This is a genomic window from Streptomyces sp. NPDC050315 (assembly GCF_040655775.1).
Classification (GTDB): Bacteria; Actinomycetota; Actinomycetes; order Streptomycetales; family Streptomycetaceae; genus Streptomyces.
The window spans coordinates 62,995-77,681 of the sequence record NZ_JBFAKN010000003.1 but is presented as its reverse complement, the minus strand read 5'-3'; the positions used below and the strand labels follow the sequence as shown (position 1 = coordinate 77,681).

Sequence of the window (14,687 nt, the reverse complement as noted above, 5' to 3'; positions counted from 1 at the left end):
GCTCACTCCCCGTAGTACGGAAGCGTCGTACCGGGCAGTTCGTACTCGTCGCGGCGGCCGCACATGCCGTACCCGCCGCGCCGGGTCGGTCCGGCCGACCGGACCCCGCCCTCGGCGAGATGCGCGGCGTCGCCTTTTGTGAGCGCGTCGAGCTGTGCCCCGGTGCGCTCGGCGGCGGCCAGCGCGCCTTCGCGCCAGCGCTCCCGCCAGCCGTCGACCTTGGGCGCGACGAGCCGGGCGGCCGCCTCCTGGAAGGCACGCAACGGCCCGTCGTCACCGTCCGCCAGTGCGGTACGCAGCACCTGATACCCCTCGACGGCCAGATCCCGGCGCTTCCGCGCACCCGCCTCCGCATCGGGGCCGTCCTTCGCGGGCAGCGCGGCGGCAGCAGCGTACGCCGCCGGATCGGCCAGCACCTCGGGCGGGAAGGTGAAGACCGCGTCCCCCGCCTCCGGCAGCCCGCCGTTCTGCATCAGTACCGTCACCCGCAGCCCGTCGCCGTTGACCATGCGGTGCACGGTCCCCGGCGTGAACCAGGCGATCACGCCCGGCTCCAGCGGCGTCTCGCGGTAGCCGTCCGGCACGCTCAGCGTCTGTACCGCGCCCCGGCCCCCGGTGACGACATACGCCTCCGTGCAGGCGAGGTGCAGATGCGGGCTGCCCCCGCACACACCGTCGGCGGCCTCCCACTCATAGGCGCTGAGGTGCGACAGTCCGATGCCGCCCGGCAGCGGCGCGTCCATGACCATGACCGGCTCCCCTCTCACCAGGCCAGCGACTTCAGCTGGGCTTCGATACGGGACGCGTCCCACGCCCCGTCGGCCACCAGCACCCGGTACCGGTACGCGAAGGACTCGCCCGGCTCCAGCGCGAACTCCTCGAAGAACGCCCAGGAGAACGCGACGGTCGGGATCGGTTCGGAGCGCACGAACCAGTGCGAGGGGTGCGGCGCTTCGGTGTTCTCCGGGGCGTGCGCGAAGGCCAGGGTGGCGTGCCCGTCCACGTCGTCGTGCTCGCCGACGACCGCGATCCACGGGTGCTCGGTGACGGGCTTCCCCATCGTCTCCTGGTCGGTGCTCGGCCCGGCCGGGGTCAGCACCTGCGCACCGGTGAAGGCCCGGGGGCCGCGCCACTGCAACCCGGTGTAGCCCGCCATCTCCCGGCCCGCCGTCGTCGGCGACCCGAAGCGCAGCGTCTCGCCACGGACGTTGGTCAGCCGGATCGACCAGTCCAGCGCGTACGCGCCGGCCTCCGTGTCCACCGAATGCACCGCGACCGTGCGCCGCTCGCGCGCCCACTCCTGGCCGCCGTTCTCGACCCAGGTGAGCGATTCGGTGAAGTCCAGCCGGTCCTCGGCGACATCGAAGGTGTCGAAGCCGTCGTGCCGCATGGAGCCGATCCGTTCGTGCAGCGGCAGATAACCCTTCCCATGCACATAGGAGTTGCCGCCCCAGAAGTTCTGTCCGGAGAGATGGCTCGCGGTCATCTGCAGGCCCTTGTGCCAGCGGTGGTCGTTGGGCCGGTAGCCGCTGACGGTGTGCCCGGCGAGGGTGCGCAACGGATGCACGTACGGCTTGCGGGACTCGAAAGCCACCGGGTCGGGGGCGTAGACGTACGACAGCAGCTCGGTGCCCGCGGCGGCGACCTGTATGCGCTCGCCGTGGGTGTGGGTGACGGTGATCGGTGTCGATGCGCTCATCGCGGCGGTCACTGCTCCTTCGGGGCCCAGTCGGGGTGGTTGCCGTGCATGGCGTGGTAGTACGGGTCGTCCGGACCGATCTCGCCCGCGCCGACCGGCCGCCCGGTGAACGCCGACTTGTAGAGCGCGGCGAGGAATTCCAGCGTGCGGCGCGCTTCCCTGCCGCTGCCGGGCGGGCGGACGCCCTTCTCCATGGCATCCAGGAAGCCGTCGAGCTGCGCGGCGTGCGAGCTGGGGATGTCGGCGGCCGGGGTGCGCCAGTGCGCTGTACGCCGCTCGTCGTCGCGGGCGTGCACGGCCGGGGTGTACGCCCAGTCGTCGTTGGAGTGCCCGTACAGATGGGTCAGTTCGACCGTGGCGTCCGCGCAGTCGATACGGATGCGGCTCACCTCGTCGGGGCTGAGCACACTGTTCACAACGGTGGCCATGGTGCCGTCGGCGAACCGGACGAGCGCGGTCGAGACATCCTCGCTCTCCACGTCGTGCACCAGCCGGCCCGCCATCGCCCGTACCTCGGTCCAGTCGCCGAGCAGATGCAGCAGCAGGTCCATCTGGTGAATGCCGTGGCCCATGGTCGGCCCGCCGCCCTCGGTGGCCCAACGGCCGCGCCAGGGCACGGAGTAGTACGCGCGGTCCCGGTACCAGGTCGTCTGGCAGTGCGCGACCAGCGGCCGCCCCAGCTCCCCGGAGCGCAGCAGCTCGCGCGCGTGCACCGCGCCCGATCCGTACCGGTGCTGGAAGACGACGGAGGCGTACGGGCCGCCGGTGCCGCCCTCTTCGGTGCCCTCCGCCGCCGCGATCGCGTCGTACTCGGCGAGCGACAGGCACAGCGGCTTCTCGCACAGCACCCAGGCACCGGCCCGCAGCGCGGCCGTCGCCTGCTCGGCGTGCAGGGCTGGCGGGGTGCCGAGGAGTACGAGATCCGGGCGCTCGGCGGCGAGCATGTCGGCGAGATCGGCGTAGCCGCGCACCTCGTCGCCCGCCAGGTCACGGAAGGCGGCGAGCCGCGCGGGATCGGTGTCGACGGCGGCCACCAGCCGTACGCGACCGTGCAGTTCGCGCAGGGCCGGCAGATGGCTGCCGGTGACGATGCCGCCGGTGCCGACGACTACGGCGCGGACGGGGGAAGTGGGGGAGACGGGGTGGGACGGCGGCTGGGCGGGCGGTTCGGCAACGGGCATGCCGGGAACAGCTCCCTCGGATAGAAAGCGCTTACCGGCTGGCGACACTAGGCCCGCGCCGCGCACCACGACAAGACCCGTGCAGGAATGGAAGTTCGGTGGGACGAACGGTGGCCGAATGCTGGAACGGCTTACGTACGGCCCTTCTCGCCGCCCCGCCCCCGTTTGGCGAGCGCGCCCTGTGCCGTGGCGAGGAAGCGGGAGGGACCGCCCGCGCGGAGGGCGGCACGGGCCGCGTTGGCGCCGGGGGCGCCGTGTACTCCGCCGCCGGGGTGGGCGGAGGCCGAGGCGAGGTAGAGGCCGGGGAGCGGGGTCTCCGGGCGGCCCGTGCCGGGGAGCGGGCGGAAGATCAGTTGCTGGTGCATGCCTGCGGTGCCGCCGTTGAGCGCGCCGCCGTGCAGGTTGCCGTTCATGGTCTGGAGGGTGGGTGGCGCGAGGATGCGCCGGGCCCGGACGCGGCCGCGGAAGCCGGACGCGAACCGCTCCACCTGCTCCTCCAGGCGGTCGGCCATCGCCTCCTGCTCGCCCGGGTCCCAACGGCCCGTCAGGTCGTCGGGCCCCGCGTCTCCCTTCACGGTCTGCGGTACGTGGGTGTACGCCCACGCCGACTCCGTACCGGCGGGCGAGCGGGTGGCGTCCGCCGTCGTCATCTGGCCGAAGAGCGCGAACGGTCGGTCGGGGACCAGGCCCATGGCGATTTGCGCGGCGAAGCGGGTCAACTCGTCCACGCCGTCGGCGAGATGGACGGTTCCGGCTCCGGCCGCCTCCGGCGCGGTCCACGGCACCGGGCCGTCCAGCGCCCAGTCGACCTTGAACGTCGCGAAGTCCCACTGGAAACGGCGCAGATCGTCGAAGATCCGCGCCGGCAGGTGCCCGGCGCCGACCAGCTCCCCGTACAGGTCCGGCGCCGGTACATCCGCCAGTACCGCCCGGTCGGCCGGGACCGTTTCGCCGCCCGCCGTGCGGACCCCCACGGCGCGGCCGTGCCGCACGACGACCTCGGTGACCCGTTCCCCGCAGCGCACGGCGACGCCGCGCTCCGTCAGCCGGGTGACCAGCGCGGTGGTCAGCGCGCTCGACCCGCCGACCGGCACCGGGAAGCCGACCGCCTGCCCGAGCATGGCCAGCAGCCAGCCGTACCCGCCGCTGCCCGCGGCCTCCGGCGCCAGGTCCGCGTGGAGCGCGTTGCCCGCCAGCAGCAGCCGCCCGCCGTCGCCCGCGAACTCCTCCTCACCCAGACGGCGTACCGGCAGCACCAGGCTGCGGGCCAGCCGCAGCCCCCCGGCGCCGCGCAGCCGGGCCGCCAGCCGGGCCGTGGCGCGCACCGGCGGGAACGGCGTGAACAGCGCCCGCATGATGTCGTCGCCGAGCCGGTCCCAGATGCGGCACAGGTGTTCCCACGCCTCGCCGTCCCCCGCCGCGAAGCCCTCCAGTCCGGCCGCGGTCACCGCGCGGTCGCGGGCCAGCACCGCGCAGCTGCCGTCGGTCAGCGGGTGCGCGAGAACGTGCGGCGCGTGGCTCCAGCGCAGGCCGTACCGGTACAGCTCCAGCCCGCGCACGACCGGCGAGGCGGCCGCGAGCGGGTAGAACGCGCTGAAGATGTCGCTGATGTAGTCCGGGTGGACGCCCCGGTCGCTGCGGACGGCACCGCCGGGCTCGGGCTGCGCCTCCAGCACGGTGACGCTCCAGCCCGCGTCGGCGAGGAGGTTGGCGGCCACCAGGCCGTTGGGCCCCGCGCCGATCACCACCGCGTCGGGCATGTCACCGCCCCATCGCGCGCCCGGCCCCGGCCTCCGCGTCCCGGGGCAGCTCCTCGACCACCGTCGCGAGGCGCTTGAGCATGTTGCGGTGGCGCAGCTGCAGCAGGGCGTCCAGGGCGAAGTTGTGGAGCAGGCCGCCGTAGCCGCGCAACGGGTGCTCATCAAGGATGACCAGCGTCTCCTCGCCCCAGGGCCGGATGTCCAGCGCGATCCGGGCCGAGCCGAGCGGGTCGCAGTACGCCTCCAGCTCCAGCCACCGCGGCGGCTCGTGCCGCCGGACGACGGTATGGCCCGCCAGCTCCCGGCCGCCCAGCCGGAGCTTGTAGCAGAGGGAGGAGCCGACGTTCGGCCAGTCGCCGTCCTGCGGGTCGGAGTGCGAGGGCCCGACCACCCAGTCGCCGTACCGGGTGCAGTCCTCGAGAACCGCCCAGACGGCGGCCGGCTTCCGTGCGATGAGCTGGTGCCGTACAGCCATGACGCGCTCCATGCGGGGTGACGGAGGGAGGTCGGTCGAAGATCCGATATGTGTGCATTATGCCCGTCCGGGTACGTGTGAGCCTCACAGCCACCGCGGACCGGTCCGCGACCGTACGTATGGAGGAGGCGGCCATGGTGTCCCAGGGTGAGGGCCGTGTCGTGGTGATCACCGGTGCGTCCAGTGGCGTCGGGCGGGCGTGCGCCGAGGCGTTCGCGGACCGCGGCTGGCACGTCGTACTGGCCGCGCGGCGCGCCGAGGAGCTGAACGAGGTCGCCCGCCGCTGCCGCCGACGCGGCAACGGGCGTGCGCTCCCCGTCCCCACCGAGGTGACCGACGCCGCCGCGGTGGACCGGCTCGCCCGGGAGGCCGTCGCGGCCTTCGGCCGGATCGACGTCTGGATCAACAACGCCGCCGTCGCCGCCTTCGGCGCGCTCGACGAGATCCCCGCGGACGTCTGCCGCAAGGTGATCGACACCGACGTCATGGGCTATGTGTACGGAGCCCGCGCCGCGCTCACCGTGATGCGCCGCCAGGGCAGCGGCACCCTCATCAACGTCTCCTCGGTCGTCGGCGTCTCGCCCGTCCCGTACAACGCGCCCTACGCGCTGGCCAAGGCCGCCGTCCGGTCGCTGGGCAGCAGTCTGCGCCAGGAACTGTGGCTGGAGGGCCACCGGGACGTGCACGTCTGCACGATGCTGCCCGCCACCATGGACACCCCGTTCTTCGAGAGCGCCGCCAACTACTCGGGCCGCAAGGTCATCCCGATGGCCCCCGTCTACACCCCCGAACGGGCGGCCCGTAAGGCACTCCAACTGGTCCGCTCGCCGCGCCGCGAGGCCTACGTAGGCCCCGCCGCCGCGTTCCTGGCCGCACAGACCAAGCTCACGCCGCGCCTGATGGAGAAGGTCCTCGCGTACCAGATGAACCGCGCGCACCTGTCCCGCACCGAATCCGCACCGGACAGCGTCGGCAACGTGCCGCACCCGCTGCCGGGCGGCGCCGTCCGCGGCGGCTGGGCCGGCGGCCGCCGGACGGCCGCCCGCCGCCTGCTCACCGCGGCGGCGCTGACGGGCGCCGCGTACGCGGCTCTTCGGGTGACGGGTGGCCGCGCCCCCGGCAGCCGACAGCTCAGCGCCGCGACTCCGGGATCGCGTCCCCGCACGGTGCGTCGCTGCGCCCGTAATGGTGCGTGGTGAACATGTAGATCACGCCCACCAGGACGACGACGCCACCGCACAGCAGCACGATGTAGTTGTCGTACCAGGGGGCCTCGGGCGTGCGCGCCCAGCAGATGTTGATGATGGCGAAGATGCCGTACGCCAGCGCCCCGACGTTCACCACCAGGCCCCAGCGGCCGAGCCGGTACTCGCCGCTCGGCTGCCAGCCCTTCAGCCGGGCGCGCAAGGCGGCCAGTACCACCATCTGGAACGAGCCGTAGATGCCCAGGATCGCGAACGACACGATCTTGGTGAGCGCGTCCTCCGACACCAGGGAGCCGAAGGCGATGATCGCCGGGATGACGGCCGACACGAAGAGCGCCCAGCCCGGCACCGCCCTGGCGTGCGCGAACTTCCGCAGCAGCCGGTGCCCGACGATCATCTGGTCGCGCGCGTACGAGTAGATCAGCCGGCCGGCCGCCGCCTGGAGGCTGATCGTGCAGGAGAGGAAGGAGATGAGGACCACGGCCATCACCAGCCGGGCCCCGGCCTCGCCCAGCGCGTCGTACAGCAGATGCACCACCGGGTCGGTGTCCTTGCCGGAGATCACCGCGCGGTAGTCGGTGACGGAGAGCAGCAGGGACAGACAGGTGAAGGTGGCCGCCGCGCCGCCCACGTAGATCGTGCGGCGCATCGCCTTCGGGATCACCCGGCCCGGGTGCGCGACCTCCTCGGCGGTGTCCCCGCACGCCTCGAAGCCGTAGTACTGGTAGAAGCCGATGATCGCGGCGGCCAGGAAGACCGGCAGATAGCTGCCGTCGCCCTCGGTGCCGTAGGTGTCGAAGATGACGCCGAGATTGTGCTCGCGGTGGGTGGCCAGCAGATAGACGCCGACGATCAGCGCGCCGATCAGCTCCGCGCCGAAACCGATCACGGCCGCCCACGAAAGCCACTTCGTACCCGCGTAGTTGATGAGTACGGCGACGATGATGAGGATCACCGTGCACAGGACGGTGGTGTGGACGGTGGGTTTGAAGCCGATCAGGATGGCGATGTACGGGCCCGCGCCGTACGCCACCGACGTGATCGTGACCAGTAGGGCCCACATGTAGACCCAGCCGGTCATCCACGCCCAGCGCTTGCCCCACAGGTGCCGGGCCCACGGGTAGACGCCGCCCGCGATGGGGAACTGCGCGACCACCTCACCGAAGATCAGCGCGACCAGGAACTGTCCGCACCCGGCCAGCACGAATGCCCACACCATGGGCGGGCCGCCCTCGCCGAGCGCCGTGGCGAAGAGGGTGTAGGTGCTGACGACGGGGGAGAGGTAGGTGAACCCGAGCGCGAAGTTCGCCCACGGGCCCATGTCCTTGCGGAACTCCGAGCCGGGGACGGACCCGTCACCGGGCTCAGTGGGAGTGTTCGCCGTGGTCATCACCGACCGCCTCCGCCCGTGCCCCGGAGCAGGTCCGCCGCCCGTTCGGCCGCCAGCAGGACCGTCACCATCGGGTTGATCGTCGGCATCGTCGGGAAGAGGGAGGCGTCCACGACGCGGATGCCGTCCAGACCGCGCACCCGCAGCTGGGGATCGAGTACGGCCATGGGGTCGTCGTCCCCGCCCATCCTGCAGGTGCCCGCGGGGTGGTACACGGTGTGCGCGGCCCGGCGCCCGTACTCGGACAGTGCCGCGTCCGAGGTGACATCGGGGCCCGGCGCCACCTCCCGCTTCAGCCAGTCCCGCAGCGGGGGCGCCGCCGCCACCTCGCGCGCCACCTTCAGCCCGTCCACGATCGTCTTCTCGTCGTGCCCGTCCGGATCGGTGAAGTACCGGAAATCCAGCGCCGGTTTCTCCGCGGGGTCCGCGCTGCGCAGCCACATCCGGCCCACGGAGCGGGCCCGCGGCACGTTCGGCGTCATGCACACGCCGTGCTCCAGCCGCGGATAGCCCAGCCGCTCCGTGTTGACGGTGAACGGCACTTGGTAGAAGTGGAACATCAGGTCGGGTCGCGGCCCGCCGTCCGGATCGCGGCGCAAAAACAGCCCCGCGTCGGAATCCATCGCCGAGTTCGGCGGCAGCGGCCCCTCCGTCTCCCAGAGGATCACCGACTCCGGGTGGTCGAGGAGATTCTCACCGACTCCCGGCAGATCGACCCGCACCTCGATACCCAGCTCGCGAAGCCGGTCCGCCGGGCCGATGCCGGAGAGCATCAGCAGCCGCGGCGTGTCGATCGCGCCCGCGCACAGCAGCAGTTCGCGCTCGGCACGCAGCGTCGCCTCGCCACCGTCCTTGCCGCGCACCCGAACACACGTCGTCCGGCCGTCCCCGCCCGGCACCACCTCGTACGCCCAGGTCTCCAGCTTCAGCGTCAGGTTGGGCCGGTCCAGGACCGGATGCAGATACGCCACCGACGCCGACGAGCGCTTGTTGCCCTCCGCCTCGTACGCCAGCGAGAAGAAGCCCACCCCGTCCGCGAACGGCCGGACGTTGAAGTCCTCGACCACCGGCACGCCCAGCGCGGACGCCGCGGCCGTCACGAAGTCCTTCGCGATCGGATTGCGGTCCTGTTCCGCCACCGGGACGATGCGGTTCTGCAGCCGGTCGCGGTACGGCAGTACCGTCGAGGCGTCCCAGCCGGTACAGCCCAGCGCCGCCCACTCGTCCATGTCCTCCGGCAGCGGCAGAAAGCTGATCAGGGTGTTGTGCGAGGAACAGCCGCCGAGCACACGCGCCCGCGAGTGCAGGATGTGCGAATTGCCGCGCGGCTGCTCCACGGTCGTGTAGCCGTAGTCGTACTCCGAATCCAGCAGATTGATCCAGTTGCGCAGCCGCAGGATCTTCTCGTCGCCCACATCGCTGGGCCCGCCCTCGACCACGCACACCCGGCAGTCCGGATCCTCGGTCAGCCGCGCGGCCAGCACGCACCCGGCCGTGCCCCCGCCCACAATGACGTAGTCGTACTCCGTCTCGTCCTCACCCATGCCCCGCTCCTCGCTCCCTCCGGTCGTCACGTCCGCGCCTCAGCCCTTGAACCAGCCGGACGGGGCCGGCCGCAGGTTCTGGTAGATGTGCTTGGCCTCCTGGTACTCGCGCAGCCCGGTCGGCCCCAGCTCGCGCCCGACGCCGGAGTGCCCGAAGCCGCCCCACTCGGCCTGCGGGACGTACGGATGGAAGTCGTTGATCCAGACCGTGCCGTGCCGCAGCCGCTGCGCCACCCGCTGCGCCCGGCTCGCGTCACTGGTCCACACGGCGCCCGCCAGCCCGTATTTGGTGTCATTGGCGAGCCGTACCGCGTCCTCCTCGTCCCGGAACCGCTCCACCGTCACCACCGGGCCGAACACCTCCTCCTGCACGATCCGCATCGAGCGGTCGCAGTCGGCGTAGATCGTCGGCAGCACGAAGAAGCCGCGGGACAGCTCGGGGTCGTCGGGGCGGCGCCCGCCGCACACCAGCCGCGCGCCCTCGTTGCGGGCGACCTCCAGATAGCCCTCCACCTTCTCGCGGTGCTCGGCGGAGCTGAGCGGCCCGCTCTCGGTGTCCTCGTGCATGCCGTTGCCGAGCCGGATGCGCTGCGCCCGCGCGGCCAGCGCCTCGACGAACCGGTCGTACAGCCCTTCCTGCACGATCAGCCGCGACCCCGCCGAACACACCTGCCCCGAGTGCAGGAAGGAGGCATCCAGCGCGTAATCCACCGCCGCGTCGAAGTCGCAGTCCTCGAAGACCACATTGGGGTTCTTGCCGCCCAGCTCCAGCGCGATGTTCTTCACGTCCGCCGCGGCGCCCGCCATGATCGTGCGGCCGGTGGCCAGCCCGCCCGTGAAGGACACCATGTCCACGTCCGGGTGCTGGGTCATCGCGGCACCGACCGTCGAGCCCGGACCGAGGACGAGATTCGCCACTCCGGGCGGCGTGCCCGCCTCCTCCAGCAGCCGGAACAGAATGATCGTCGTCAGCGGCGTCGTCTCGCTCGGCTTCAGGACGAAGGTGTTCCCGGCCGCGAGCGCGGGCGCCACCTTCCAGGTCGCCTGCAGCAGCGGATAATTCCACGGCGCGATCAGCGCACACACTCCGACCGGCTGATACACCACCCGGCTCAGCACGTCCGGGCCGACATCTACGACCCGCCCGCCGTCTTTATCAGCAATCTCGGCGAAATACCGAAAGGCATTCGCGATGTCCTCGATGTCGAGCCGGGACTCCGCGATCGTCTTGCCGGTGTCCTGCGTCTCCGTGCGGGCGATGTCCTCCAGGTCGCGCAGCAGCAGTTCGTACACCCGGTGCAGGATGTCGGCGCGGCGCCGGGTCGCGGCGTTGGCCCACTCGCCGTCGTCGAACGCGTGCCGGGCGGCCCGCACCGCCCGGTCGACGTCCGTACCGTCCGCGTCGTCGACGGTCGTCACCACGGAGGCGTCGAACGGATTGACCACATCACGCCGGCCGCCCGCCGCCGCCCCCGTCCACGCACCATCGATGTACAGGTCAGCCATCTGCTGGTCTCCTCGCTCCCCGCCACTCCGGGGCCGTACGCCTACGCCGGGGCCTGGACCCGCACCATCGTTCCGAGTCCGGCCCGGCGCGCGGCGGGGCACACCGAAGGGCCCCGGCGAGGGCGGGGAAAGTGACTCGGTCGGGCTAAGAGGACGGACCTCACAGAAGACTGCCGGTGGCCCCACCCGCGGGTGGGGCCACCGGCACTTTTCCTTTACGGGGTAGGGGTGCGGCTACGGGGCGTGGGTGCAGCCGTAAGCGGCGAGCCGCGCGTCGTACTGCGCGATCAGGTACTGCGGGGCGGTCACCTTGAATGTGCCGAGCGGGAACCCGCACTTATAGGTGTGCGTAACAGATGTCGTCGGCGGCACGTCCGGCGTGTGGGCCGACGCGACTCCCATACCGCCGACGCTGAGCAGGGCCGCGGCGAAAATGGTGGCAATGAGTTTCTTCATCATGACCGACTCCTTAATCGGTGTTTTTCATGATGGCTTCGCCCTTGCCGGCGAGCCAATGCATGGTGAATTCGCATGAGGGCGCGGATTTGCCTGCCACTGCTTTTGCCGGGCGGAAATGAACGGCAGGGTCAGGTTGTCACCGACCGTCTCGCGGACCGTCTCGCGCCGGATGCAGCGATGATCGCTGCGGTCATTCGGTCATCGGTGATGCGTGGCCGCACTGGGGCATTCCCCTTTGCCGCCGTCGCCCCAGTGGGGCCCACGCAACTCCCTCGCTGTCCGAAATGTCTGATTAGGACGGTACACCGGCGTTCCGGTTTACGGAAGTCCTCCCATGCGCGCGCGAAGCGGTGCCGGGCGCCAGGTGGCAACCAGCGCGCCGGCCAGCAGCAGCTCGGCGAGGTCGCCGCCGTAGTACATGAGCTCCGCGCCGCCCCGTACCTGGTCGATCGGCGCGTGCACGCCGATGAGGAAGCCGCCGTACAGGAGCTGCGAGAACGTCGCGTGGAGGGCGACGGCGACGCCAAGGAGGACCAGCCGGGCCGGCACACCCGGCCGCGCCGGAGCGGGGTCCGGCCCCGCCACGACCCAGGCGAAGAGGCAGCCCGAGAGCAGGAAGTGCGCGTGCACCAGCCAGTGCAGTGCGGGGCGCGCCGCGGTCGCGTCGTACAGCGGGGTGCCGTACAGGAGCGCCAGCGAGCCGGTGCTCAGCAGGAGGGCGGTGACCGGGTGGGCCACCGGCCGCAGCGGGCGGCTGTGCAGCAGGCCGGCCAGCCGCCGGGCGCGGCGGGGCGGCAGCGTCCGCAGCAGCAGTGTGATCGGCGCGCCGAGGACGAGCCCGAGCGGCGCGTACATCCCGATCAGCAGGTGCTGCAGCATGTGACCGCGGAAGTCCCCGTGCGCGAACGTCCCCAGCGGGGGCAGCAGCGCCCCGGCCACCACCGCACACCCCGTCAGGAAACTCGCGGTACGCCAGGGGCTCCACCCCTTGGCGGGGCGGCGCCGGGCGGCCCGCCGTACGAGCAGCAGATAGGCGACGGCGAGCAGTAATAGCCCGGCCACGGCCACCAGCGTCGGAAGCGGGCCACCGGGCAGCGAGTGCCCGCCCCCGGCGTGGTGCTCATGACCACCCATCAGGCACCCCGCTCAGGGGGAAGGGCCCGCCCGCCGCGCTGAAGCGCCCAACCCCCGACGAGCAGCAACGCCCCCATCACCAGAAAGCCGATGTCCCACCAGACCTGGTACGGCCCGCCATGCACGTGATGAATACCGAGAATCTGATGGTCCAGCAGCCCCTCGACGAGGTTGAACAGCCCCCAGCCCGCCAGCACCCAGCCCCACAACACCCGCGACCCCCACACCCGCCGCCGCCCGTGCGTGACCCGGGAGTACAGCAGCGCCAGCCCGATGAGCACCGCGAGCCAGCACACGGTGTGAAAGATGCCGTCCCACACGGTGTTCATCCGCAACCCGGACACCGTGTGCGGCGAGTAGTACTTGATGCCGATGCGGTCGGTGTTCGTACTGGTCAGCATGTGATGCCACTGCAGGAGCTGGTGCAACAGAATCCCGTCGACGAACCCACCGAGCCCCACACCCAACACGATCCCCGGCAGCCGAATGCTGCGGGGATCCGGCCCGTCCCGTACCTCGCCCGTGGCGATGGCCATACGGTCGCTCCTTCCGGTCCGTACTTCCGTACTCCGCTGCCCCCGATCCCCGTACCGGTTTCCCGCACCCGCCCGACCGTCACTCACCCGTCCGAAACCCATCCACCATCCGCAGCACGTCCCGCACCCGCTCCTCGACCGGCACCCGCGCCAGCTCGACCGGCTCGTAGCCGTACTCCGCGTACGTCTCGACCATCACGTGATACGTCCGCTCCGCCTCCTCCGGGGACTGCTTCCGCTCCGCGTCCGCGGCGTAGATCTCCGGCCAGAAGGGGGCGACGTACACCCGGCGGTGGTACCGGTACGCCTGCGCGGCGGCGTGCACATGGGCCGGCACGGGGAGCCCCTGCAGGCGCAGATAGCCGACGATGTCGGGGACGCCGCGGTCGGAGAAGACGGGCCCGGTGGCCGGCTCCCCGGAGGCCGACGGCTTCGCGGCGATCCGGTACGAGCGCAGCTCCCAGCACAGCATCAGCTCGGCGAACAGCTCCCGGTCGGCCCAGGGCAGGCCGCGGCCTCCGATGGCCATCTGATCCCGTATCACTCCTCGTCCCGCCTCCTCCGAGCGGGCGTACCCCGCGGCCGCCAGCCGGTCGATGAGCGTGCTCTTCCCGGCCCCGGGGCCGCCGGTGACAACGACGAAACGGTCGGCGGGCGGACATGCGGACGTGGATGTGGATGCGGACGTGGACGACATGGCGGACACCTTTCGCGCCGTTGGGTGGGGAATGGGGGGGGTGGCATGGCAGCCTGCGGGGGGCCGAAAATCTTTCTGTGATGCCGGGCAAGAGCGTCTCCGCGCGGTTCTGGCAGAGGCTTCTGGCCTAGGCCGTGTCCGACGGATCGCGTGACGGAGCCGTGCTGGTGTCGCTCCGGTCGGCGTGGGGCGAGGTGATCTGTCGGATCGGAGTGGGCTCGTCTTGAGCGGCACTTGCCGAAGAACACGGGTCGGGGCAGGCGATGGACGTGCCACGGCAAGGTAATCAACGGGGTCCCGTTTCGGCAGCGAACCGGTGTTCCGTGGCGGGACCTGCCGAGGCGATGCGGAAAGGGGCAGACCGGTCATGACCGGCATCGCAGGTGGTCAGCCGATGGTATGGGGGACAGGATCCTGCGGGCTGTTCAGGCCGACGCTGATGTGGAGGGCCGCATCGACTGGTCGATGGCCGGCGTCGATTCCACTTCTCGCCGTGCCCATCAGCATGCCGCCGGGGCACGTCACCGCCCGGCGCAGATATCAGGCCGACGCGGGCAGCCCGCCCACCACCGGCCCGACGAGGCGCTCGGCCGTTCACGCGGCGGGCTCACCACCAAGATTCACCTGGCGAGCGACGGCGGTTGCCGTCCGCTGGCTGTTCTGGTCATACCCGGGCAGTGGGGTGGCGCCCCGCAGATGATTCCAATCCTGGATCGTATGCGTGTTCCGCAGTCGACCGGCGGGCATCCGAGGACGCGATCGGACCACGTCTGCGGTGACAAAGCGTACAGTTCTCGCCGTAACCGTCGGTACCTGCGGCGACGGCAGATTCGGCACACGATTCCCGAGCGCCGGGACCAGCAGGCCAACCGCCAACGTCGTGGAAGCCGCGGTGGCAGGCCCACCGGTTTCGACCGGGGCCGCTATGCCCGCAGGAACGAAGCCGAGCGAACCGTCAACGTCCTCAAGGGCTTCCGGGCCGTAGCAACCAGATACGACAAGAGGGCGTACGTGTTCCAGGGCACGGTCGCCCTCGCCGCGATCCGGCTCTGGCTCCGGTGAGGAGGTGACAGACAGTCCTCACGTCGCCTCGCTCATCCT

Annotated in this window: 14 protein-coding genes; 2 read left to right on the top strand and 12 right to left on the bottom strand. The window is 71.4% G+C overall.

The window, feature by feature from the left end; all coding sequences use genetic code 11:
- Positions 1-2: 2 nt before the first annotated feature.
- The 5 genes from AB0I82_RS11560 to AB0I82_RS11540 all read right to left on the bottom strand — a co-directional run bounded on the left by AB0I82_RS11560 (position 3) and on the right by AB0I82_RS11540 (position 5,115).
- Entirely contained in the window at positions 3-749 is a 747-nt protein-coding gene (locus AB0I82_RS11560; RefSeq protein ID WP_363257002.1) for a cupin domain-containing protein, read from the bottom strand.
- A gap of 14 nt (positions 750-763) precedes the next feature.
- Positions 764-1,699 carry a PmoA family protein gene (locus AB0I82_RS11555; RefSeq protein ID WP_363257001.1) on the bottom strand — a complete coding sequence of 312 codons (936 nt, stop codon included), beginning with the start codon at positions 1,697-1,699 and terminating at the stop codon, positions 764-766.
- An 8-nt stretch (positions 1,700-1,707) separates the two neighbouring features.
- Positions 1,708-2,880 carry a Gfo/Idh/MocA family oxidoreductase gene (locus tag AB0I82_RS11550; protein WP_363257000.1) on the bottom strand — a complete coding sequence of 391 codons (1,173 nt, stop codon included), beginning with the start codon at positions 2,878-2,880 and terminating at the stop codon, positions 1,708-1,710.
- A gap of 131 nt (positions 2,881-3,011) precedes the next feature.
- Positions 3,012-4,640 (bottom strand): NAD(P)/FAD-dependent oxidoreductase, encoded by a 1,629-nt coding sequence (locus AB0I82_RS11545; RefSeq protein ID WP_363256999.1) that lies wholly within the window; start codon positions 4,638-4,640, stop codon positions 3,012-3,014.
- 1 nt (position 4,641) lies between these two features.
- Positions 4,642-5,115, bottom strand: a complete 474-nt coding sequence (locus tag AB0I82_RS11540; RefSeq protein WP_363256998.1) for an SRPBCC family protein — start codon at positions 5,113-5,115, stop codon at positions 4,642-4,644.
- A gap of 134 nt (positions 5,116-5,249) precedes the next feature.
- Here AB0I82_RS11540 and AB0I82_RS11535 point away from each other — a divergent pair, with 134 nt between their 5' ends.
- Entirely contained in the window at positions 5,250-6,314 is a 1,065-nt protein-coding gene (locus tag AB0I82_RS11535; RefSeq protein ID WP_363256997.1) for an SDR family oxidoreductase, read from the top strand.
- On the opposite strand, the gene AB0I82_RS11530 is transcribed toward AB0I82_RS11535, so the two are convergent.
- The 7 genes from AB0I82_RS11530 to AB0I82_RS11500 all read right to left on the bottom strand — a co-directional run bounded on the left by AB0I82_RS11530 (position 6,247) and on the right by AB0I82_RS11500 (position 13,586).
- A complete protein-coding gene (locus AB0I82_RS11530; RefSeq protein WP_363256996.1) occupies positions 6,247-7,710 on the bottom strand; it encodes an APC family permease in 1,464 nt (487 codons plus the stop codon). The genes AB0I82_RS11535 and AB0I82_RS11530 overlap by 68 nt on opposite strands.
- Positions 7,710-9,254, bottom strand: a complete 1,545-nt coding sequence (locus tag AB0I82_RS11525) for a GMC oxidoreductase (protein WP_363256995.1) — start codon at positions 9,252-9,254, stop codon at positions 7,710-7,712. The genes AB0I82_RS11530 and AB0I82_RS11525 overlap by 1 nt, the downstream gene beginning before the upstream one ends.
- A 39-nt stretch (positions 9,255-9,293) precedes the next feature.
- Entirely contained in the window at positions 9,294-10,760 is a 1,467-nt protein-coding gene (locus tag AB0I82_RS11520; protein WP_363256994.1) for an aldehyde dehydrogenase family protein, read from the bottom strand.
- A gap of 234 nt (positions 10,761-10,994) precedes the next feature.
- Entirely contained in the window at positions 10,995-11,219 is a 225-nt protein-coding gene (locus AB0I82_RS11515) for a hypothetical protein (protein WP_363256993.1), read from the bottom strand.
- A gap of 318 nt (positions 11,220-11,537) precedes the next feature.
- Positions 11,538-12,353, bottom strand: coding sequence for a cytochrome c oxidase assembly protein (locus AB0I82_RS11510; protein ID WP_363256992.1), 816 nt, complete (start codon positions 12,351-12,353; stop codon positions 11,538-11,540).
- Positions 12,353-12,889, bottom strand: coding sequence for a DUF2243 domain-containing protein (locus tag AB0I82_RS11505; RefSeq protein WP_363256991.1), 537 nt, complete (start codon positions 12,887-12,889; stop codon positions 12,353-12,355). The genes AB0I82_RS11510 and AB0I82_RS11505 overlap by 1 nt, the downstream gene beginning before the upstream one ends.
- A gap of 79 nt (positions 12,890-12,968) precedes the next feature.
- Entirely contained in the window at positions 12,969-13,586 is a 618-nt protein-coding gene (locus AB0I82_RS11500) for an AAA family ATPase (RefSeq protein WP_363256990.1), read from the bottom strand.
- 184 nt (positions 13,587-13,770) lie between these two features.
- Between AB0I82_RS11500 and AB0I82_RS11495 the strand changes: the two genes are divergently transcribed.
- Positions 13,771-14,648, top strand: a protein-coding gene (locus AB0I82_RS11495; protein WP_363256989.1) for an IS5 family transposase whose coding sequence is annotated in 2 segments (ribosomal slippage) — positions 13,771-13,795 and positions 13,795-14,648 — 879 coding nt in all. Because the reading frame shifts where the segments join, the coding sequence is not laid out codon by codon here.
- Positions 14,649-14,687 lie beyond the last annotated feature (39 nt).